We start from the raw sequence: 23,262 nt of genomic DNA, 5'->3' as shown, positions 1-23,262 counted from the left end.
ATGGATGCATGGAGAGGATTTAAAGAAGGAAATTGGAAAGACAATATTGATGTTACAGAATTTATCAGATTAAACTACACAGAATATTTAGGAGATGACAGCTTTTTGGAAGGTCCAACCGAAGCGACAACAAAATTGTGGAAAGAACTTTCTGAAAAGTTTAAAGTAGAAAGAGAAAAAGGTATTTATGACGCTGAAACTAAAATACCATCTCAAATAGATGCTTATGGTGCTGGATACATCGACAAGGATTTGGAAAAAATTGTAGGACTTCAAACTGATGCACCTCTAAAAAGAGCAATCTTCCCAAATGGTGGATTAAGAATGGTTAAAAACAGCTTGGAAGCTTTTGGTTATAAGTTAGATCCAGAAACTGAAGAAATTTTTACCAAATACAGAAAAACTCACAATGATGGAGTTTTCTCAGCTTATACTGAACAAATAAGAAAAGCAAGACATACAGGAATTATTACAGGACTTCCAGACGCTTACGGACGTGGAAGAATTATCGGAGATTACAGAAGAGTTGCGCTTTATGGAGTTGACAGACTGATAGCTGACAGGGAAGAACAATACAAAAACTTGGATCCAGCTGAAATGACTGAAGATGTAATTAGACTTAGAGAAGAAGTTTTTGAACAAGTTAAAGCATTAAAGGCATTAAAGAGAATGGCAGCAGCTTATGGATTTGACATTTCAGGACCAGCTACTAATGGTAGAGAAGCAGTACAATGGTTGTATTTTGCATACTTAGCCGCTACAAAAGATCAAAATGGAGCTGCAATGAGTATTGGTAGAACTTCTACATTCCTAGATATTTTCTTGGAAAGAGATTTGCAGGAAGGAACTTTGACTGAAAAAGAAGCTCAGGAAATAATGGACCATTTTGTTATGAAATTAAGAATCATAAGATTTTTAAGAACACCTGAATACGATGCATTGTTCTCAGGAGATCCAGTTTGGGTAACTGAATCAATTGGAGGAATGGGAGCAGATGGAAGATCAATGGTTACAAAAAATTCATTTAGAATCTTACACACATTGTACAACATGGGAACTTCGCCTGAACCAAACTTAACAGTATTATGGAGTGAAAAATTACCTGAAACTTGGAAAAAATTCTGTGCCAAAGTGTCAATTGATACTTCATCAGTACAATATGAAAATGATGACATCATGAGACCACAATTTGGAAACGACTACGGAATCGCATGTTGTGTATCTCCGATGACAATTGGACATCAAATGCAATTCTTCGGAGCGAGAGTAAACTTGCCAAAAGCATTATTATACGCAATTAATGGTGGTAAAGATGAAAAATCTAAGATTCAAGTTACACCAGTTGGACAATTTGAGCCAATCAAAGGTGAATACTTGGAATTTGACGAAGTATGGGAAAAATTAGATAAAGTGTTAGACTGGTTAGCTTCAACTTATGTTAAAGCACTAAATATCATTCACTATATGCATGATAAATATTCTTATGAAGCATTGGAAATGTCATTACACGACATCAATATCAGAAGAACGGAAGCATTTGGAATTGCTGGACTTTCAATTATTGCAGATTCACTTGCGGCTATTAAATATGGTAGAGTTAAAGTTGTAAGAGATGAAGATGGAGATGCTGTTGACTACATCAATGAAAAAGATTATGTTCCATTCGGAAATAATGATGATGCAACTGACCAATTTGCAGTAGATATTACAAGAAGATTTATGAACAAATTGAGAACTCACAAGATGTATAGAGATGCAATCCCTACACAATCAGTATTAACTATTACTTCAAATGTTGTATACGGTAAGAAAACAGGAAATACACCTGATGGAAGAAGAGCTGGGGCACCATTTGGTCCAGGAGCAAACCCTATGCATGGAAGAGATACAAGAGGAGCTGTTGCTTCACTTGCTTCAGTAGCAAAAATCCCGTTTGAAGATGCAAATGATGGAATTTCCTATACATTCGCAATTACACCAGAAACATTAGGTAAAAATGCAAATGAAAAACAAACTAACCTAGTTGGATTAATGGACGGATACTTCAACCAAACAGGACACCACTTAAATGTAAATGTATTCGGAAGAGATTTACTAGAAGATGCAATGGAACATCCTGAAAATTATCCGCAATTGACAATCAGAGTTTCTGGATATGCAGTAAACTTTGTTAAATTGACTAGAGAACAACAATTAGATGTAATTAACAGAACAATTTCAAATAAAATGTAATTTTTAGAAGTTTAAAAATTTAAAATTTAAATTTAGCTGTTAAACAAATTCAATTTAAGCAAATTCAATAAATTGTTAAAATATGAAAAATGTCGCATAGTTTCATAAAAATATGAGTTATGCGGCATTATTTTCTATTATTTAAATATAAAATAAATATTTATATTAAATTTTATATTGAGTTTATATTAAAAAAAGTAAGAGAGAAAGAGAGAGAATTTATATGGAAGTAAAAGGATATATACATTCATTTGAGTCTTTTGGGACAAAAGATGGACCGGGAATTAGATTTGTACTGTTTTTACAGGGATGTCCTTTGCGATGTTTATATTGCCATAATGTTGATACCTGGAAAATTGAAGATAAAAAAATGGTGCTGACTGCACAGGAAGTTATGAAGGAAATTTTAAAAGTGAAGGGATTTATAAAAACTGGCGGAGTTACTGTGTCTGGTGGAGAACCTTTGATGCAGCCTGAATTTCTGATGGAATTGTTTAAACTTTGCCGTGAAAATAAGATTCATACGGCACTTGACACATCTGGATATATTTTTAATGAAAAGGCGAAAAAAGTGTTGGAGCTTGTGGATATGGTGCTTCTCGATATTAAGCACATAAATCCTGAAAAATATAAAATATTGACTTCTGTAGATTTGGAAAATACGCTAAAATTTGCAAAATATCTGAAGAAAATAAATAAACCAGCTTGGTTAAGATATGTATTAGTTCCAGGATATTCTGATGATGAAAAAGATCTGCACGACTGGGCAAAATTTGCGTCACAGCTTACAAATGTGGAAAGGGTGGATATATTGCCATTCCATCAAATGGGAAAATCAAAGTGGGAAAAAATGAAAAAAGTGTATAAATTACAAGATACGCCGACTCCAACTCAAGAATTGATTGATAAGGCTGAAGATATTTTTAGATCTTATGGTTTAAAAATGTTAGATAAATAAAATTAAGGAAATTCAAATGAAATAAACACAAATATGCCACAATAGAATGATATAGTTTACTCAAAGAAAAGAATGGAGGAAGAGAATGTTTAAGAAAATGGTATTAGGATTGGGAATTGCAAGCTTATCTTTTGCAGGAAATATAAAAAATGTAGAAGCTGTAACAGAGACGTTTGGAGATGGGGAAAAACTATCAGCTGTTGTGTTGACATATGACAAGGAAATTCTTGGAAATTCAGTTTCAGCTTCAGATTATAAGGTTGAAGGAAGAGATATTGAAAAAGTTTATGTAAGTAAACAAAATGAAAAAAATGGGAAAAAATCAAAGGCTGGAAAATATGTAATTTTAGAGCTTAAAAGACTTCCAATGGTAGCACAGGCAAGTGATCATTCAAAGGAAGATATTGAAAAAAAGAAAGCTACAGGACAAAAAGGTCCTATCTTGGGAGGTAAGGGGAATCCAAAACCGCTGGAAATAATTACAGCAGAAGTAACTCAGATAGGAAATATACGAAATATAGATGGAAAAGTATATCTTCCTGAAGAAAAACAGGTTTCAACAAAAACTAGGCAATTAATAATAGAAAATTTCAAACAATTTGAGTTTACCAGGAAAGATGGAAAAACTTTAAAATATAATCTGTATATACCTAAAAATTATGACCCATCTAGAAAATATCCGTTGGTTGTATTTATGCATGATGCAGGAGCAGTATCACCAGAAACGAAATATACATTAAGTCAGGGAAATGGAGCTACAGTCTGGGCAACTCCTGAATGGCAGGAAAAGCATCCAAGTTTTGTGCTGGCACCGCAATATGAAGTAGTAACGGTAAATGATAATTATGAATACGGTCCTGAACTGGACAGAACAGTTGAGCTGATAAATGACCTGACTGAAAAATATTCGATAGATAAAGACAGAATTTACAATACAGGACAATCAATGGGTGGTATGTCTTCCATTTCATTGGATTCAAGATATCCTGATTTATTTGGCGGTTCATATATTGTTGCGAGTAAATGGGACATAAATGTAACAGAGCCAATGAAAGACCAGAATATATGGTTTGTAGCTTCTGAAGGAGATCCTGGAGCTTATCCAAGTTTGACTGAAATATCTGACTATTTGGAAAAAAATGGAGCAAAAGTACAAAGAATGACTATTGATGCAGAAAAAAACCAGAATGAAATAAATAAAGAAGTTCAAAGTAAGATATCAAGTCAGTATAATATTTATTATACAGTCTATAAAAATGGAAATCATCGTTACACCTGGCAGCACGCATATTATATGAAACCTGCCATGGAATGGTTATTCAGGCAGAAAAGAAATTCGGTGAAAAGAAAATAGGAAGAAAATGTTTATTTAAAAGGTATGACAGGTATGTAATAAATTTGTATAAACCTCAAATATTACATACCCGTTCTCTTTTAATTTATTTATTTTCACGTAATCTGTTCCATTCTATAATTTAATTCATCAAAATCAATGATTTTAGCCTGTCTATGTATCTCCCTGCCTTCATAAAATAGAATAACTACTGGGACTGAAAATAGGCTTAATTGTCCAACAGCTTCAGGAATTTCAGATGCTTCGATATGATAAGCAGTAAAATTTTGTTCATTAACAATTTTCTCAACTTTTGGCATATCAATCTGACAAATATTGCAATTATTTATTGAAACATATAATAAAAAATATTTTTCTTCTTTTATTTTATTTAGTATTTCCTCATAGTTTCCAAGTCTTTTCATACAATTTTCGCTTTTTTATTTTTTAAATTTTACTGAATAAATTATATTTTTTGCTTGTCCTAAATCGTCAACTTGAGCGATTCCGATACCAATAGCTTTGGATTTAAATGGATTAAAATTATATTTTGAAATAAACGATTGTATTTGAGATAAATTTACTTGAGAAAGTAAAGGTATATATGGTTCAAAATTTGTAAATACATCTGACGAACCGTATAACTTGAAAAGTTTTTCTCTTTCTGGAATATATTTTATCCAATTAGGAACATTTATATTTTTTGCATGATATTTAGTCAGATTGACTGTAATTTCATCTGCTAGTTGTTGTATATTTTCATTGTTTTTAGCATCTAGTACAAGTAATTTTCTATCTGTTTTTCTCAACCTGTAAAACTCTACATTGAAAGATTTTGTCTGATTTGCAATTTTTTCAATGATTTCCTTAATTTTATGTAAATTATTCATATTATATTTTGTAAGATAAAGTGTTAATTGTATTATATATTTTTTTTCATAAAGGCTTTCAATTCCATTCTCTTTTAATTTTTTTGAAATATTTTCAACATTTGTAGTTGTGTTATTATCTAAAATTACAAAAACATTATAATCTACATTAGGTTTAACATTAGGCTTAGAATCAAATAGCGGTATAAGAAAAATCAGAATTAGAATTACAACACCAATACTATCACTAGAATCAGAAGTTTTGTAGTCTGAGCTAATATTAGTAGAATCATAATCAGAAGTACTTTGCTCTGAAACTGAAACGTCAGAATTAGAATCAGACGTACTGTAATCTGTATTAGAAAAAATATTAAAACAAAATATTATAAAAATTAAAAAAAATATTTTTTTTATCATAACAAAACCTCCTGAATTTCCTATTTTAGATTACTTTTATTTGTTATAATTATACCCTAAAATAGTATAAAAACAAGGTTTAAAAAATATTTTAAATAAATCTGATTTTTTATATTTTTATTTTATTCTCTTCTCTTGTAAGATTATCCAAAAATTCATAAAGAAGATTATTCATCTCATTGTAATCGTTATCACGGATTGTTTGAGGTGATTGAACATAAGGTAAAGTTTGGCTTTTCTTCTCAAGATCTTTATCTGAATCAATTAGTAATTCTGCAACTTTTTTTGTAAATTCAAGATGACATTGAAAGCCGTAGTGCTTTTTGCTGTATTTTATAATTTGTCGTGGACACCCTTTACTTTTTGCTAAAACTTTTGCTGTATCAGGAAGTCCTGGCATATCATTGTGCCAATGTCCTGTTGTCGCTTGTTTTCCAAAATGTTTAATATTTTCATCTTCCAATCCAGCTTCGGTTAGTTCAATTGGAAAATTCCCAATTTCGCAAGAAGGGCTTTTTTCTGTAGTTCCACCATAGGCTTCTCCTAAAAGTTGAGCTCCAAGACAAACTCCAACTATGTATTTATCAGCTTTTATAGCCTTTTTAATCAAATCAATTTCATCTTTTGGATTAAAATAAGGAAACTCGCTATTATCTCCAATTGGACTTTGAGGACCTCCCATTATTATTAGAAAATCAAATGAATCGGCATTTTCAGGTAACTTTTCATCTTGATAGACTTTTGTCATTGTGACATCGTGTCCAGAAATTGCTGCCCAAGCAAGATAAGCTCCTGGGACTTCAAATGTTTCGTGTAATATAAAGTGTATTTTCATTTTTTGTGCTCCTTTAAATTTTAGATTTTTATTCAAATTTCAATATTATTTAAGTTTAATATTAAAGAGATTGGATACATTATATAATTTTCGTCAAAAAAATTCAAGAAAAGGATTTAAATAAGGAATTTTAAGAAATTTTAGAAAGAAATAAAAAAACTTATAAAAATTAGGTGGATATATGATATAATATGTGTAGCAATAAGAAAAGTTTTTAGGAGAAAAAATTGTTAAAAATAGGAATTGTAGCTGAATACAATCCGTTTCACAATGGACATTTGTATCAAATCAGGAAAGTTAGGGAAATATTTGGTAAAGATGTCTTTATTGCTGTTGTAATAAGTGGGGATTTTGTTCAGCGGGGAGAAATTTCGTTTTTGGATAAATGGGAAAAAGCGCAGGTTAATTTAGAGTATGGAGTTAATTTAGTTACGGAGCTTCCACTTTACTATTCGATTCAAAATGCTGAGATTTTTTCAAAGATGGCGACACGAATTTTGGATTATTTTGGAATGGATATTCAGGTTTTTGGAGCAGAGGAGGAAAATATTGAGGTTTTGCAAAAGGTGCTTGATTTACAGAAAAAGCAGGATTATAAGGACAAACTTATGGAATATATGAAAAAGGGCAACAGCTACAGCACTTCTCAAAGGTTGGCATTGAAGGAATATGGACTGGATGGAATTGTGAAATCGAATAATATTTTAGCTTTGGAATATATGCGTGAGATTGAGAAAAGTAATCTTAAAATAAAGCCGTTTATTGTAAAAAGGGAAATTTCAGAATATAATGAAGAAAAAGTTGAAAAAGAGAGGGAAGAGTTTGCCAGTGCTTCGTTTTTACGGAATGAACTGGAAAAAATATTAGAAGAATTTTGTGGCGATAAAAATTTAAAATCTAAAAAACTTATTTTGGAAAAGCTGGAAAAAATTCAGAAATTTGTGCCAAAAAAGTCTTTTGAAATAATTCTTGAAAATTTAGAATTTAAAATAAAAAATGGAATTAATTTTCAAAAACTAAAGGAAGAAATCTTTAAAATCGTAAAATATAAGATTTTGACTGAAAAAAAAGAAAAAATAATGGAAATTTATGACATTAATTATGAAATTTATGCTAGAATATATAGGGGAGCGGCAATTTCAAAAAATTATAGGGAATTTTTGGAAAATACGAAGTCAAGAAACTTGTCAAATAGGCGTGTGGAGCGGATTATTTTAAATATTTTGCTAAACATAAAGGCTGAAATGATGGATTTTGAGATAAATTATGTCAGAATTTTGGGATTTGATAAAAAAGGACAGAAATATTTGAAGAAAATTCGAGAAAATAATAATTTTGAAGATATTGAGGGGAAAAATAGTTTTAAGAAAAAGAATATTTTTGTAAATTGGAAGGATATTGAAAAATTTGGAAGTTTTTCTGAAAATAATGGGAATATGGAAAATTCAGAAAATTCAGAAAATATAGAAAAGAAAGAAAATATAAAAAATTTTAAAATTCAAGAAAATTTTTTTGAAAAAATAAAAATTGAGAAAAATGGATTTTTATTAAAAGAATTATTTTTAGGAAAAAGAGAAAAATTGAATCCAATTGTTTATAAAAAAAATTTTTTTTAATAAAACTAAAAAAAATATAATAAAAAAATAAATTAAATAATAAAAATAAAGAAACAGAAAGGATAAAAATGGCAATAGAAGTATTAATAGCGATAAATGTGTTGTTTTTGATATTTTTGTTTTTGATTGCATATGTATCGCTTAGATATTTTATAAATCAGATTGAAAAATATCCAAGAGTTACTCTTGAAGAAGTTTATGACAGTAAAAAGTTAAGACAAAAATATAATATTGAAAATAAAGCAAATCCAATGGATTACGGTTTTGGTTACGAAGAAGTTGGCTATAAATCGGGGAAAATTCAGTTGTATGGCTGGTACATAGAAAATAAAGGAGCAGAAAAAACTGTAATAATTTCTCACGGAAGAGGAGTTAACAGACTTTCTTCAATCCAGTATTTACAAATATTTAAAGATACAGGACTAGATAAAAAATATAATTTTTTTATTCCAGACTTGAGAAACTCAGGAATGTCTGATGTGGCAAGGACAAAAATGGGCTATAATTTTGCGCAAGATATTTTTCATACAATGGAGATGCTCTCTGAAAAATACTCCAAGAAAAATTTTATTTTATATGGATTTTCGCAAGGTGGAATGGGTTCAGCAATTGTTTCCAAATATTATCAGTCAGCACTTAGAAAAAAAGGGATTGTCATAGAAAAAATGATTTTGGACAGTACTATTTCCAATGTGAAAAAAAGAATAAAATCGGATGCAAAGAAAAGAAGAGTTCCCAAATTTATTGTGAGCATAGTTATAAGAATTTTTAATTTAAGAGTCGGAAATCATCTTGAAAATTTAAGGCTTTCATATTTATTAAAAAGAATACCGACGCTTATAATCCAGTCAAAAAATGACAAAGCGACCACTTATGGAATGCTTATGGGAGAATACAACAAACTTGCAAATTTTGAAAAAATACAACTAAAAATTTTTGAAAAAGGTGCTCACACAAGAATTTATGCAGAACCTGAATGCACTGCCGAATATACAAAAACTGTAGGAGAATTTTTAAAAAATTAAAAAGATAAAAAATCCAGTTAAGAATAAGAATTTTAAGATAAGAAAGGAAACGGTTTATGAATTTTAAACTGCAAAAAAGACATTATTTTATATACGGACTTGGTGTATCATATTTTATGATAGACCAAATTTACAACCAATGGCTTCAATATTATTATCTGCCACCGTCAAACGACAAGAGTTTAACGCCACTTTTGACATCAAAGTCGCTAATAATCGCATTTATTATTGCAAGAATTATTGATGCGATAACAGATCCTGTTGTGGGATATTTATCTGACAATTCTAAATCAAAATATGGGAAAAGGTCGATTTTTATGATGTTAGGTGGTTTACCACTTGGTATTTTTACAATTATGTATTTTTTCCCGCCTAAAAGTTCTGAAATTGCCACATTGATATTTTTATCAGTAATTGGAGGACTTTATTTTACTGCCTACACTTTAGTTGCAGCGCCGTATAATGCGTTAATTCCTGATTTAGCGTCCAACAAGAACGAAAGGCTTAATTTATCGACTTCTCAATCAACTTTTAGACTTATATTTACTGGAATAGCAATGATTTTGCCAGGAATTTTAATTTCCAAGCTAGGTGGAACAAATACTGAAACTGGGATAAGAGGGACAGTTATTTTAATTTCTATTTTGGCTGTAATCGGAGTTTATGCGTGTGTATTTTTGCTGGATGAAAAAAAGTTTTCAAAAAATAATGAAGTTAAACATAAAAAATCTGCTGGTTTTTTTGAATCATTAAAAAAAATGAATGAAAAAGAGATAATTTTATACTTTTTAGGATATTTCTTCTTCTTTTCAGGATTTAACATTTTGCGTGGAGTGATGAATTATTATATTTCCCTTGTTATGAAGCGAGAAATGAGCTATTTAACAGTAACAACTCTTATTTTATTTGGAGTAGCAGGGCTATTTTTTCCTGTAACAAATAAATTGGGAAAAAGATATTCATATAAAAAAATATTGGTATTAGATATGATACTTTTAATTATCGGAACAATTGGTTTGATTTTCATAAATGAAAATTCCTACAGATTTTCCTACTTATTTTTTATAATTTGTGGAATGGGACTGAGTGGAGCAGCTTTTATTTTTCCACAGGCAATGTTGAGCGAACTTTCTGTAAAAGTTTCAAAGATTAAAAAGACGAGTTTGGAAGGATTTATGTTTGGAATACAGGGAATGTTTTTAAAATTGGCATTTCTTGTTCAGCAAGTAATTCAGGCAGTTGTATTGACATTTGGAAATACTGGTCAGTTAAAGGGTGCGACTGCATTTGGTGTAAAAGCATCGCTAGTAGTGGCGCTAGTATTATTTTTAATATCATTGTTTTTTTATAATTTAAATAAAGAAGATTAAAAAAAATCATGGAGGTTTTTATGGAAATTAAAGAATTTCAAGAAATAGCAAAAAATTTAAGAAAAGACATTGTTGAAATGATTTATAGAGCAAAATCTGGACATCCAGGTGGCTCTCTTTCAATTGTGGAAATCTTAACAGTACTTTATTGGAGTGAAATGAATGTTGATCCAAAAAATCCTAAAATGGAAGATAGAGATAGATTTGTTTTAAGTAAAGGACACGCTGCGCCTGCTCTTTATGCGGCATTAATTGAAAAAGGATATGCTAGTAAAGAATTAATCCCAACTCTTAGAAGATGGCAATCACCGCTTCAAGGACATCCAGATATGAAAAAATTACCAGGAGTTGAAATGTCTACAGGTTCATTAGGACAAGGTCTGTCAGCTGCAAACGGAATGGCGCTAAGCGCAAAAATTTACAAAAAAGATTACAGAGTTTACACTATTTTAGGAGATGGAGAATTGCAAGAAGGTCAAATTTGGGAAGCTGCAATGACAGCCGCCCATTATAAATTGGACAATTTAGTCGCAATTGTTGACTACAACAATTTACAAATTGATGGAAATGTAGCCGATGTAATGAATGTTGCACCAGTTGGAGCAAAATTTGAGGCATTTAACTGGAATGTGATTGAAATTGATGGACACAACTATGAACAAATTATTAAGGCATTGGATTGCGCTAAAACTGTAAAAGGAAAACCAACTTTAATAGTTGCAAATACCATAAAAGGTAAAGGAGTTTCGTTTATGGAAAATAACGCAGGATTCCACGGAGCTGCTCCAAATGACGAAGAATACAAGCAAGCAATGGAAGAATTAAAGTAGGAGGGATAAATAATGAAAAAAAAATCAACAAGACAGGCTTATGGGGAAGCTTTGGTAAAATTAGGAAAAGAAAATGAAAATATAGTAGTGTTGGAAGCGGATTTGTCAAAATCGACAATGACAGCGTTTTTTAAAAAAGAATTTCCAGATAGACATATAAATGTAGGAATTGCAGAAGCTGATATGATAGGAACTGCAGCTGGACTTGCAACAACTGGAAAAATACCTTTTGCTTCAACATTCGCACTTTTTGGAGCGGGAAGAGCATACGACCAGATTAGAAATAGCGTGGCTTATCCTAAATTAAATGTAAAAATTTGTCCCACTCACGCAGGAGTTTCATTGGGAGAAGACGGAGCTTCACATCAATCGGTAGAAGATATTGCATTAATGCGTGTGGTTCCAGGAATAACAGTTTTATGTCCAGCAGACGCAGTGGAAACTGAACAAATGATTTTTGCAGCTGCAAAATACGAAGGGCCTGTTTACATAAGATTGGGAAGATTAAATATCCCTGTGTTATTTGACGATAGTTACAAATTTGAAATTGGAAAAGCAAAAACACTTACAGAAGGAAATGATGTAGCAATTTTAGCAACTGGATTAATGGTTTACGAAGCAACCGAAGCTGCAAAACAATTGGCAGAACAAGGAATCAAAGCAAGAGTAATCAATGTTTCAACAATCAAGCCACTAGACGAAGAAGCAATCTTAAAAGCCGCAAAAGAATGTAAATTTGTCGTAACAAGTGAAGAACACTCAGTAATCGGAGGACTTGGAAGTGCCGTGTCAGAATTTTTATCAGAAAATTATCCAACAAAAGTTATAAAACACGGAATTAATGACGAATTTGGACAAAGTGCCGATGGTGAAACAATGCTTGATAATTACAAGTTGAGAGCGAAAGATATTGTAGAAATAGTTTTGAGAAATATATAATCTATAATCTAATAAAAATTTTTATTTCTTTATTTAATAAAAGATAGCAAGAAGTCGTAGGCTTTCTACAAGTGGGAGATAAATTGCTTTTTTTTGTAAAAAAAATTGAAAAAAGGATATATTTATGATATAATTTACTCAGTGAAATAATATAAAAGTAGGTAATAATAATGTCATATAATAGCAATTATCATTCAGTATTTGATATAAATTATCATATGATTTTTTGTATAAAGTATCGAAGAGAAGTCATTAATGATGAAATTTCTAATAGATTGAAAGAGATTTTTGAAAAAATATGTCCGAAGTATAACATTGTTCTTAAAGAATGGGAACATGATATTGATCATATTCATATGTCGATTAATGCTATGCCTAATACTGAACTTTCTAAGTTTGTAAATACTTACAAAAGTGCTTCCAGCAGGTTGATAAAAAAAGAATTTCCTGAAATAAGGGGAAGATTGTGGAAAGAATATTTTTGGAGTAGAAGTTACTTAGTTGTAAGTGTTGGAGGTGCACCGTTAGAGATAATTAAAAAATATATTCAAAATCAAAAGGAGGTGTAATTTATGAAATATAATTTAGCATTCAAATACAGAATTTATCCAAATAAGGAGCAGGAATTGTTGATAAACAAGACTTTTGGATGTGTTCGTTTTGTTTACAATACAATTTTGTATACTGCTAATAAAATTTATGAAGAAACTGGAAAAAATAAAATAATTACACCTGCCAGTTTGAAAAGTGAAAATCAATTTTTGAAAGAAGTTGACAGTCTGGCACTTTCAAATGCTCAATTGAATGTAAAACGATCGTTTACGAATTTTTTTCAGAAGAGAGCAAAGTTTCCAAGGTTCAAATCTAAAAAGAATAGTGTTAAAAGTTATATGACAAATTGTGTGAACAATTCGATACGAATTGAGGAAAACAAATATTTGGTTTTGCCAAAATTGAAAAAAGTAAAATTGAAATATCATAGAGAAATACCGAAGGATTACGGAATAAAGTCGGTAACATTGACAAACAGTAATGGAAATTACTATGTTTCTGTTTTGGCGGAATTTGAAAAAGAAATTCAAAAAATACCAAGTAGCGATAAAGTAATTGGGCTTGATTTTTCAATGCCTGAATTATTTGTCAGTTCTGAAAACCAAAGGGCTGATTATCCAAGATATTTTAGGATGCTGGAGAAAAAATTGAAGAAATTACAGAAATCATTGTCAAGAAAAGTGAAATTTTCTAAGAATTGGTATAGACAAAAAGAGAAAATATCAAGATTGCATGAGTATATCAAAAATTGTCGAAGAGATTTTTTGCATAAATTATCGAAAAAATTATCTGAAGATTATAATGCCGTGGTTGTTGAGGATTTGAATATGAAAGGGATGAGCCAGGCATTAAATTTTGGGAAAAGTGCAGGAGATAATGGATGGGGAATGTTTTTGAAGATGCTTGAGTATAAACTGATGTTTTTAGGGAAACAATTTTTGAAGATAGATAAGTAGTTTCCGTCGTCGAAAACTTGTAGTAAATGTGGAAATATTAAAAAGGAACTGAAATTATTAGAAAGAAGTTATAAATGTGAGTGTTGTGGAATTGAAATTGATAGAGATTACAATGCGGCATTGAATATAAGAAACGTTGGAAAAGAAATAATGGGATATTAGAAAAATAAAAGAAAACAGGGCAGGGACTGACCGAAGAGCTTGGTAAATATATTTGGCTAGCAAAAGCAGATACTTCCCAAGAAGCGCCCGCTTCTAAAAGCGGGAGTAGTTCACTAAAATAGAACAAATAGATATAAATATAGATATAAATTTAAATTTAGAATAAAATACACTGTAAACAATAGAATTAAATTAATAATAAAATTTTTATTTAAAAAATTTAAAAATATGAGAATAATATATTTGACAAATGAAGAAAACTGTTGTAAAATTATAGTAAGAATAATATTATTAGGAGGAATAAATAAATGGCAAGTAAAACAGTTACTATGACAAATCCTACAGGACTACATACAAGACCAGGTGGAGTATTTGTTGCAAAAGCAAAAGAATTTGAAAGTTCAGTTGAAGTAGAAAATGATGGAAAAAGAGTTAACGGAAAATCATTATTAAAATTATTATCTATTGGAATTAAAAATGGTTCTGAAGTTACTGTTTATGCAGAAGGTCCTGATGCTGATCAAGCAGTTGAAGTTTTAGGAGAATTATTAGCAACTATTAGAGATTAATCGGTAATGTTTTACATGATTATTAAAAACTATCTTAAGATATATTTTAAGGTAGTTTTTTTTAAAAAATATTAAATAAAAAAATTTAAAAATTTTTTTTGAAAATAAGTGAACAATATGATATAATAGGTTTAGAAAGTTAAATAAACAATAAATTATATGGAGGTAATTAGAAATGACTAGAATTGAAGATATCTATGCAAGAGAGATACTTGATTCAAGAGGAAACCCAACTGTGGAAGTTGAAGTATTCTTAGAAGGTGGAGCTATGGGAAGAGCATCTGTACCATCAGGAGCATCTACTGGAGTACATGAAGCAGTTGAATTAAGAGATGGAGACAAGTCTAGATATTTAGGACAAGGTGTTTTAAAAGCAGTAGAAAACGTAAACAAAATTATTGCTGAACACTTAATCGGATTCGATGCATTAGATCAAGTTGCAATTGATAAAGCTATGATCGAATTAGATGGAACTCCAAATAAAGGGAAATTGGGAGCAAATGCTATTTTAGGTGTTTCATTAGCAGTAGCCAAAGCAGCAGCTAACCAATTGGGTATACCTTTATACAGATACCTAGGTGGAGTAAATGCTAAAGAATTACCAGTACCTATGATGAACATCTTAAATGGTGGATCTCATGCAGATTCGGCTGTTGACGTTCAAGAATTTATGGTACAACCAGTAGGAGCTAAAACTTACAAAGAAGCTTTAAGAATGGGATCTGAAATTTTCCACCACTTAGGAAAAATCTTAAAAGCAAATGGAGATTCTACTAACGTAGGAAACGAAGGTGGATATGCACCATCTAACATTAACGGTACTGAAGGAGCTTTAGATGTAATTTCTCAAGCTGTTGAAGCTGCTGGATACAAATTAGGAGAAGATGTTACATTCGCAATGGATGCTGCTTCATCTGAATTTGCTACTCAAAACGCTGACGGATCTTACACTTATACATTCAAAAGAGAAGGTGGAGTTGTAAGAACCTCTGATGAAATGATCGAATGGTACAAACATTTAACTTCTAAATATCCAATCGTATCAATTGAAGATGGATTAGCTGAAGATGACTGGGATGGATTTAAAAAATTAACTGACGCTATTGGAGATAAAGTACAATTAGTAGGAGACGATTTATTCGTTACTAACACTAAGAGATTAGCTGAAGGAATTGAAAGAGGAATCGCAAACTCAATCTTAATTAAAGTAAACCAAATTGGTACTTTAACTGAAACATTAGACGCTATCGAAATGGCTAAAAAAGCAGGATATACTGCAGTAGTATCTCACAGATCAGGAGAAACTGAAGATGATACAATTGCTGATATTGCAGTTGCTACAAATGCAGGACAAATTAAGACTGGATCTGCTTCGAGAACAGATAGAATGGCTAAATATAACCAATTATTGAGAATTGAAGATGATTTAGCTGATGAAGCTATTTACGAAGGTAAAAAAGCATTTTATAACATTAGATTAAAATAGTTGTTATAAAAATTGAAAAAATGAAAAAAGTTAATTAATATAATTTCTTACAAACTAAGTTTGGGACTACTCGAAGGTTTTGACAAAATATTGACTTAAAAAAAGTAAGTATTTTCAAAAATTTTTCTTTGAAAAAAAGAGAAAGAGGAGTTCAAAACTTAGTTAAATTATTTTTTTTAAATAAAAATTGACATTAATTGAGAAATAATATATAATAATAGAAAATAAAGATAAATTTTTTAGGAGGCAAAAATGAAAAAAGTTGGAATTTTGTTTGTAGTTTTAAGTATGATGTCATTTTCTGCTAATACACAAACTGCAAAAACAAAACCTGGGAAAAAAGTAGCAACAAAAGCACAAGCACAGACATTAGTTGGTAGATTTAATCAATTAGAAGCTGAATATGCGAGATTAGTAGATATGGAAAACCAAGAATTTGGAAAAATTAAAGCTAATGCAGAAAACGCAGCTAAACAACTTGAAGAAAAACAAGCATTAAAATCTCAAATCGAAGAAAAAATCTCAAAAATTGAAAGTGCAGAAAATTCTAAAGTATTCAAAGCAAAATATGCTGGAATCGTAAAAGAATATAAAAATGTTGTTAAAGCTTTAGATTCTGAAATTAAAAAATTGTCAAATGTAGTTGAAAATTATCAAGCGTTAGAACAATTGAAAGGAGAAGAATAAGAATGAAAAAAAAATTAGCAATTTTATTGGGAGTATTGGCAATAAGTAGTATGTCATTTGGTGCTACTGATAAAAAAGGTACAAGTTCAATTGAAAACAGTTTAAATAACTTAGAAAAACAATTAACTGATTTGCAAAAAATGGAAGACCAAAAATTTGCTCAAGAAGAAGCAAAAGCAGCAGCAGCTCAACAAAAAATAGACGAATATTCAAAAATACAAGCAACAATTGATGAAAGAATTTCTACAATTGAATCATCAGCACAAACAAGTATTTTTGGAAAAGAATTCAAAACAAAAGCTTCAGAATATAAAGCTTTGAGTAATCAAATAGCTAAAGAAATAGAAAATCAACAAAAAATTATTGATAATTTTGAATTATTAAAATCATTAAGATAATTTTAAAATGTTTCCCAAAAGGGAGACATTTTTTTATTGGATGTGTAAAAATTTTTAATATTATAAAAAAATACCTTCTATTGTAATAACTGTTCAATTTATTATTACAAAAAGAAGGTATTTTTTTTAATTTTTTAAACTAATTCTTTTATTACTTCAAGTGCTTTTTCATAGTTTGGATGTTCGCTGATTTCAGGAACATATTCAACATATTTTATGATACCGTTTTTGTCGATGATAACAGTACCTCTTGCAAGTAATCGTAATTCTTTTATTGCGAATCCATATTTATGACCAAAGTCTAATTCCCTGTGGTCTGAAGTAGTTAGAGCATTTTTAATACCTTTGTCAGCACAATATCTTCCAAGTGCGAAAGGCAAGTCAACCGAGATTGAAAGCAGTTGCACATCGTCACTAAAACTAGCAGCTTCTTTATTAAATCTTGTCAGCTGTAATGCACAAACTCCTGTGTCAACTGATGGAAATACTGCGATTACAACAACTTTTCCACGGTAGTCGCTCAATTTTACTTCTTTTAAATCTGGAGCTAAAACAGTAAAGTCAACTGCACTATCTCCTACTTTTACTTCATTTCCAACCAATGTAACTGGATTTTTAAAAAATGTAACTTTATTTTTATATTCTTTCATTTTTCTGTTCCCTTCTTTCCTTTCTTATTTTCATTAATTAATATTAGCACATATTTAAAATGATTTCAAGATTATTTTTTTTCTGAAATATGTGAAATCGCTTCTTCAACAATATGTTTTACATGTTCGTCTTCCAGCGAATAATAGACAACTTTTCCTTCTTTTCTATATTTTACAAGTCTTGTCTGTTTTAGGACTCTCAGTTGATGTGAAATCGCTGATTGTGTCATAGCGAGTAAGTTTGCGATGTCACAGACGCACATTTCTTCTCGAAATAGTGCACTCAATATTTTCATTCTTGTAGCATCGCCCAAAACTTTGAAAAAGTCTGCAGTATCAGTTATTATTTCTTCTTTTGGAAAACTTTTTTTTACTTTTTGTATAGTTTCATTGTGAATAGCTTTTGATTCACAAATAGGAAGTTCTTCTTTTGTTTTTTTCATATTCGCTCCTTGCCAAGTTTTCATAATTATTATTATATACAGTTTTTTTAATATTTTCAACAAAAAATATTTTTTCATTATGTTAGTTTGTCAGAATATTGAAAAATTATTGTATAAATCAATGTTATTGTGGTATAATAATTAATGTTAATAATATTATCAAAAAATAATGGGGTAAAAAAATATGATAAAATTAGTTTTGTTAGATGTTGATGGAACGCTTACAGATGGCGGAGTTTATCACGGAAATGATGGAAATGTGACAAAAAAATTTAATGTAAAAGACGGTTATATCATTGTTAACGCCAGGAAAATAGGAATTGATTTTGGTATAGTTACTGGTGGAAACGGAAAACTTCTGGAATATCGTGCGAAAAAGCTAAAAATGAAACATTTATTTCTTGAAGTTGATAAAAAGGAAGATGTACTAAAAAAAGTAATGGACAAAACTGGGTTAAAAAGTGAAGAAATTGCATATATGGGCGATGATTTGAATGATATAAACATAATAAAAAAAGTTGGTTTTTCTGGGGCACCGGCAGATGCTGTAAATGAAGTTTTAGAAATAGTTGATTTTGTTTCTGCAAAAAAAGGTGGCAATGGAGCTGTGAGAGAATTCGTTGAAGTCATTTTGAAAAAAGAAAATTTATATGAAAAATTTTTAGAAGTATGCTTAATTTAAAACAAAAATAAAAAAATTATTTTAGGAGGGAAAGATGGCAATTAAATATTTAGACGCCAAAAGACTGAAAATGCTATTTATTGGCGGAGGAAAATGGGTAATAAAACACGAAGAGCTGTTAAATGAGTTAAATGTTTACCCAGTTCCAGACGGAGATACAGGAAGTAATATGGCGATGACTCTAAATTCTATGATAACCGATTTAGAGCAAAAGACAAGTGAAAAGATAACTATGAAAGAATTTATTGACACGGTTGAAGAAGCGGTGCTTATGGGGGCTAGAGGAAATTCTGGAACAATTTTGTCACAAGTGATAACAGGATTTCTTCGTGGAATAGGAGAAAAGAAAAAATTACTTCCAAAAGATGTCGCAAGTGCGCTGGTAAATGCAAAAAAAACAGCTTATAGTGCAGTTGGAGAGCCTATAGAAGGAACAATTCTTACGGTTATAAGAAAAATATCTGAAAAAGCTGTGGAATGTTCGGAAAAAATGGAAGATTTAGTTGAATTTTTGAAAGAAATAGTTGAAACTGGGAAAAAAACTGTGGAAGAAACTCCAGAGCTATTGCCAAAATTGAAGGAAGCGGGAGTGGTGGACGCTGGTGGAAAAGGACTTTTCTTTTTATTTGAAGGATTTTACAAAGTTACGACTGAATTAAATCTGCTGGTTGAGCTGCAAAAGTCGCAAGTTAAAGAAACTGAATTTGATAAAACGATAGCAAATATTGACCACGACCCTGAAAGCATACGTTTTCAATATTGTACAGAATTTATAATTTTAAATGGAAATTTTGATACGGAAGAATACAAAAGAAGAGTGTTAGAATTGGGAGATTCAGCGGTATTTGCTCAAACTTCCAAAAAGTTTAAAACACACATTCACACAAATCATCCAGGAAAAGCTTTTGAAATAGCGTTGGAATATGGTCCACTTGAAAAAATGAAAGTTGAAAATATGAGATTGCAGCATGATAATTTACAAATTTTTAGCGAAAAAGATGAAGCCAAAATATTTGAAAATTCAAAAGTTGATAAAACAAAAAATGCTTTTGTAATTTTGGCAGACACGGAAAATTTAAAAGAAGAGTTTTTGAAGCTGGGAGCTGATGTTGTAATACTTGGTGGACAAAGTAAAAATCCGAGCGTTCAGGAAATATTAAATGCAGTTGAAAAAGTTAAAAAACGAAATATTTATATTTTGCCAAATAATAAAAATGTCATTACAACGGCAAAATTAGCGGCTGAGAAATCCAAAAAAACAGTTATCGTGCAAGAAACAAAAACAATGCTGGAAGGGTATTATTACTTGAAAAATAAAGAAGACGGAGTTGAAGAAATAAGAAAGGCCGTTAAAAGAAACTATTCGATTGAAATCACAAAAGCTATAAGAGATACGAAAATTGAGAGCTTGACAATTGAAAAAGATGATTTTATTGGGCTTGTAAACGGGAAAATAAAATATTCTAAAAAAACTTTGGATGAACTTGTAAATCAAATGCTTGATGAATTGGTAACTGAAAATACGATTACAGCGACAGTTGTAACTGGAAACCAAAGAGATGAGGTTTCTAAAAAAAGTATTGAGACTAAATTAAAAAATATGAAAATAGTGACTATTGAAGGAAATCAAAATAATTATTTTTATTACATCTATTTGGAAAATAAAGATCCAAAAATGCCTGAAATAGCGATTTTGACCGATTCAATTTCAGATTTGACAAAAGAAGATATAGAAGAATTGCCAATAAAAATTGTTCCACTAAAAATTGATATTAATGGAGAACTTTTAAAAGATGGAGTTGAAGTGACAACATCAGAATTTTGGCACGAGATGCTTGGGAAAAATGCGAATATAAAAACTTCTCAGCCATCGCCACAAGAGTTTTTAAATGCTTACAATAGACTTTTTGAAAAAGGATACAAAAAAATAATCTCAATTCACGCTTCTTCAAAATTAAGCGGAACAATACAGGCGGCAAAAGTTGGAAGAAGTCTTACAAATAGGGAAAATGACATCGAATTAATAGACAGTATGGGAGTTTCATTACTAGAAGGGTTCTTAGTGCTAGGAGCTGCGGGAAAAGCTATAAGAGGCGAAAGTTTTATAACAATCGTAAATTGGATAAATAATTTCAAAAATAAAGGAAAGCTGCTTATGGTAATTCCTGAATTAAAATATTTAGAAAGAGGCGGAAGAATTGGAAAAGCAAGTTCTACAATAGCTGGAGCGCTTAATATGAAACCAATTTTGACAATTAGTCAAGGAGAAATTGCCGTTGAGAAAAAAGTGCTGGGTGAAAGAAATGCACAAAAATATATTGAAAAATATATAGAAAGAGAAAGTAAAAGACAAAGCATAATAGTTATGAGTGGCTGGGGTGGAACTCAAACTGAATTAGATAGTGTAATGAAAGTCTATTCAGAAGTTGAAGGTAATCCTAAAATGAGCACACTTATTTTAAATAGAGAAATTGGCGCGGTAATTGGTGCACATGCAGGACCTGTTTATGGATTTTTTGTTTTTCCTAGACTTAGTTAAAATAAAAAAATATTTTACATTCAAAATATTTTCTAAAAAACTATGTTAATTTAAAAATAAATGTGCTATAATGATGTTATCTAAATTTTATTGAAAATTTTTAGTAAGTTTAGATTTCACAAGCGAATAAGTGAAAAAATTAAAAATTTTCAAAGTGAAAAATTTTTGAAGCAAAAAATGATTTTTTTGGTAAATAAAATGTAAAAATTTGTATGAAAATAAAAAATTATATAACTTCAATTAGATTTTGAGAGCTTACAAAATACATAAAAAACAAATAAGGAGGTTTTTATGAAATATCAAAATTTAGTAAATGGGGAATGGGTGCATTCAGCAAAAGAAATTACTGTTTATTCCCCAATAAATAATGAGGAAATCGGGACAATCCCATCAATGTCCAAAGAGGAAGTGGATATTGCAATGGAAACTGGAAAAAAAGCGCTAGAAAGTTGGAGAAATTTGTCAGCTGTGGAAAGAGCAAGATATTTGTACAAAGCGGCGGACATTTTGGAAAGAGATAAAGAAATAATTGGCGAAATTTTAACAAAAGAAGTTGCAAAAGGGTATAAGTCAGCAGTTGGAGAAGTTGTGAGAACAGCTGATTTGATTAGATATTCAGCTGAAGAAGGACTTAGAACAGTCGGAGAAATAGTGGAAGGTGGAAGTTTTGAAGCGGCTAGCAACAGAAAAGTTGCGATGGTAAGAAGAGAACCTGTAGGACTTGTACTTGCAATCGCGCCGTTTAATTATCCAGTAAATTTATCAGCTTCAAAAATAGCGCCAGCATTAATCGGTGGAAATGTTGTATTGTTTAAACCACCAACACAAGGAGCAATAAGTGGACTTATGCTAGCGAAAGCGTTTAAAGAAGCTGGAATTCCTGCAGGAGTATTAAATACAGTGACAGGTAAAGGTTCTGAAATTGGAGATTATTTAATTGAGCACAAAGCTGTAGATTTCATCAATTTTACTGGAAGTACTAAAACAGGTAAAAGAATTGGGGAATTAGCTGGAATGAAACCTATTTTACTTGAATTAGGTGGAAAAGATGGAGCTATTGTTGCTGAAGATGCCAATTTAGAAAAAGCTGCAAAGGATATTGTAAGTGGAGCGTTTAGCTATTCTGGACAGAGATGTACCGCTATTAAAAGGGTGCTTGTTGTCGAAGAAGTAGCGGACGAGTTAGCTAGATTAATCAAAGAAAATGTAAGTAAACTTACAGTTGGAAATCCATTTGACAATGCGGACATAACTCCTTTAATTGATTTAAAAGCTGCAGATTTTATCGAAGGGCTTATGGAAGATGCTTTGGCTAAAGGTGCAATTCCGTTAAATCCAGTAAAAATGGAAGAAAACTTGTTGTGGCCAGTTGTTTTTGATAATGTGACACTTGATATGCAAATCGCTTGGGAAGAACCATTTGGTCCAGTTTTACCGATAATAAGAGTAAAAGACTTAGATGAGGCTGTTAAAATATGTAACGAATCTGAATATGGATTGCAATCTTCAGTATTCACAAAAGATTATCAGAAAGCATTTGACATAGCTTCAAGACTTGAAGTTGGGACAGTTCATATAAATAACAAAACTCAAAGAGGACCAGACAATTTCCCATTTTTAGGAATTAAAGGTTCTGGAGTTGGAGTGCAAGGGATTAAATACAGCATTGAAAGTATGACAAAAATAAAATCAATTGTTTTTGATTATTAATTAA

The 23,262-nt window shown here is 30.6% G+C and carries 23 protein-coding genes; 18 read left to right on the top strand and 5 right to left on the bottom strand.

The window, feature by feature from the left end:
* The 3 genes from pflB to BCB68_RS02345 all read left to right on the top strand — a co-directional run bounded on the left by pflB (position 1) and on the right by BCB68_RS02345 (position 4,544).
* On the top strand, positions 1-2,232 hold the full coding sequence (gene pflB / locus BCB68_RS02355; protein ID WP_094079371.1) for a formate C-acetyltransferase: 2,232 nt from the start codon (positions 1-3) through the stop codon (positions 2,230-2,232).
* Between the two features lie 223 nt (positions 2,233-2,455).
* Complete coding sequence (gene pflA / locus BCB68_RS02350) at positions 2,456-3,190, top strand: pyruvate formate-lyase-activating protein (protein WP_094079370.1); 735 nt, start codon at positions 2,456-2,458, stop codon at positions 3,188-3,190.
* An 85-nt stretch (positions 3,191-3,275) separates the two neighbouring features.
* Positions 3,276-4,544, top strand: a complete 1,269-nt coding sequence (locus BCB68_RS02345; RefSeq protein ID WP_094079369.1) for an alpha/beta hydrolase-fold protein — start codon at positions 3,276-3,278, stop codon at positions 4,542-4,544.
* Positions 4,545-4,639: 95 nt separating this feature from the next.
* On the opposite strand, the gene BCB68_RS02340 is transcribed toward BCB68_RS02345, so the two are convergent.
* The 3 genes from BCB68_RS02340 to BCB68_RS02330 form a co-directional block, all read right to left on the bottom strand.
* Positions 4,640-4,948 (bottom strand): thioredoxin family protein, encoded by a 309-nt coding sequence (locus BCB68_RS02340; RefSeq protein ID WP_094079368.1) that lies wholly within the window; start codon positions 4,946-4,948, stop codon positions 4,640-4,642.
* A 15-nt stretch (positions 4,949-4,963) separates the two neighbouring features.
* Complete coding sequence (locus BCB68_RS02335) at positions 4,964-5,809, bottom strand: hypothetical protein (protein ID WP_237048685.1); 846 nt, start codon at positions 5,807-5,809, stop codon at positions 4,964-4,966.
* 109 nt (positions 5,810-5,918) lie between these two features.
* Entirely contained in the window at positions 5,919-6,644 is a 726-nt protein-coding gene (locus BCB68_RS02330) for a type 1 glutamine amidotransferase (protein WP_094079367.1), read from the bottom strand.
* A gap of 227 nt (positions 6,645-6,871) precedes the next feature.
* Between BCB68_RS02330 and BCB68_RS02325 the strand changes: the two genes are divergently transcribed.
* The 12 genes from BCB68_RS02325 to BCB68_RS02275 all read left to right on the top strand — a co-directional run bounded on the left by BCB68_RS02325 (position 6,872) and on the right by BCB68_RS02275 (position 17,234).
* Entirely contained in the window at positions 6,872-8,260 is a 1,389-nt protein-coding gene (locus tag BCB68_RS02325) for a tRNA(Met) cytidine acetate ligase (RefSeq protein ID WP_094079366.1), read from the top strand.
* A gap of 68 nt (positions 8,261-8,328) precedes the next feature.
* Positions 8,329-9,285, top strand: coding sequence for an alpha/beta hydrolase (locus BCB68_RS02320; RefSeq protein WP_094079365.1), 957 nt, complete (start codon positions 8,329-8,331; stop codon positions 9,283-9,285).
* Positions 9,286-9,341: 56 nt separating this feature from the next.
* Complete coding sequence (locus BCB68_RS02315) at positions 9,342-10,655, top strand: MFS transporter (RefSeq protein WP_094079364.1); 1,314 nt, start codon at positions 9,342-9,344, stop codon at positions 10,653-10,655.
* Positions 10,656-10,675: 20 nt separating this feature from the next.
* Positions 10,676-11,485, top strand: coding sequence for a transketolase (locus tag BCB68_RS02310; RefSeq protein ID WP_094079363.1), 810 nt, complete (start codon positions 10,676-10,678; stop codon positions 11,483-11,485).
* Between the two features lie 12 nt (positions 11,486-11,497).
* Entirely contained in the window at positions 11,498-12,424 is a 927-nt protein-coding gene (locus tag BCB68_RS02305) for a transketolase family protein (protein WP_094079362.1), read from the top strand.
* A 170-nt stretch (positions 12,425-12,594) separates the two neighbouring features.
* A complete protein-coding gene (gene tnpA / locus BCB68_RS02300; protein ID WP_094079361.1) occupies positions 12,595-12,993 on the top strand; it encodes an IS200/IS605 family transposase in 399 nt (132 codons plus the stop codon).
* 3 nt (positions 12,994-12,996) lie between these two features.
* Positions 12,997-13,932 (top strand): transposase, encoded by a 936-nt coding sequence (locus BCB68_RS02295; RefSeq protein WP_237048684.1) that lies wholly within the window; start codon positions 12,997-12,999, stop codon positions 13,930-13,932.
* A 36-nt stretch (positions 13,933-13,968) separates the two neighbouring features.
* Positions 13,969-14,094: a zinc ribbon domain-containing protein gene (locus BCB68_RS10825; RefSeq protein ID WP_335621991.1), complete on the top strand. Its 126-nt coding sequence runs from the start codon at positions 13,969-13,971 to the stop codon at positions 14,092-14,094.
* Between the two features lie 308 nt (positions 14,095-14,402).
* Entirely contained in the window at positions 14,403-14,663 is a 261-nt protein-coding gene (locus tag BCB68_RS02290; protein WP_094079360.1) for an HPr family phosphocarrier protein, read from the top strand.
* Positions 14,664-14,838: 175 nt separating this feature from the next.
* The gene (gene eno, locus BCB68_RS02285; RefSeq protein ID WP_094079359.1) at positions 14,839-16,149 is read left to right on the top strand and encodes a phosphopyruvate hydratase; all 1,311 of its coding nucleotides are present in this window, start codon (positions 14,839-14,841) and stop codon (positions 16,147-16,149) included.
* A gap of 252 nt (positions 16,150-16,401) precedes the next feature.
* Positions 16,402-16,836 (top strand): adhesion protein FadA, encoded by a 435-nt coding sequence (locus BCB68_RS02280; protein WP_094079358.1) that lies wholly within the window; start codon positions 16,402-16,404, stop codon positions 16,834-16,836.
* A 2-nt stretch (positions 16,837-16,838) separates the two neighbouring features.
* Positions 16,839-17,234, top strand: coding sequence for an adhesion protein FadA (locus BCB68_RS02275; RefSeq protein WP_094079357.1), 396 nt, complete (start codon positions 16,839-16,841; stop codon positions 17,232-17,234).
* 134 nt (positions 17,235-17,368) lie between these two features.
* Here the strand turns inward: BCB68_RS02275 and tpx are convergent, their stop codons facing one another.
* A complete protein-coding gene (tpx, locus tag BCB68_RS02270; RefSeq protein WP_094079356.1) occupies positions 17,369-17,884 on the bottom strand; it encodes a thiol peroxidase in 516 nt (171 codons plus the stop codon).
* A 71-nt stretch (positions 17,885-17,955) separates the two neighbouring features.
* Positions 17,956-18,327: an ArsR/SmtB family transcription factor gene (locus BCB68_RS02265; RefSeq protein ID WP_094079355.1), complete on the bottom strand. Its 372-nt coding sequence runs from the start codon at positions 18,325-18,327 to the stop codon at positions 17,956-17,958.
* Between the two features lie 184 nt (positions 18,328-18,511).
* Here BCB68_RS02265 and BCB68_RS02260 point away from each other — a divergent pair, with 184 nt between their 5' ends.
* From BCB68_RS02260 to BCB68_RS02250, 3 genes are all read left to right on the top strand, one after another.
* Complete coding sequence (locus tag BCB68_RS02260; protein ID WP_094079354.1) at positions 18,512-19,009, top strand: KdsC family phosphatase; 498 nt, start codon at positions 18,512-18,514, stop codon at positions 19,007-19,009.
* A gap of 34 nt (positions 19,010-19,043) precedes the next feature.
* Positions 19,044-21,548, top strand: a complete 2,505-nt coding sequence (locus tag BCB68_RS02255; RefSeq protein ID WP_094079353.1) for a DegV family protein — start codon at positions 19,044-19,046, stop codon at positions 21,546-21,548.
* A 291-nt stretch (positions 21,549-21,839) separates the two neighbouring features.
* A complete protein-coding gene (locus BCB68_RS02250) occupies positions 21,840-23,258 on the top strand; it encodes an NADP-dependent glyceraldehyde-3-phosphate dehydrogenase (protein ID WP_094079352.1) in 1,419 nt (472 codons plus the stop codon).
* Positions 23,259-23,262 lie beyond the last annotated feature (4 nt).

Source organism: Leptotrichia sp. oral taxon 498, from assembly GCF_002240055.1.
Classification (GTDB): Bacteria; Fusobacteriota; Fusobacteriia; order Fusobacteriales; family Leptotrichiaceae; genus Leptotrichia; species Leptotrichia rugosa.
The sequence above is the reverse complement of the archived record's forward strand: the minus strand, read 5'-3'. Positions and strand labels throughout refer to the sequence as shown.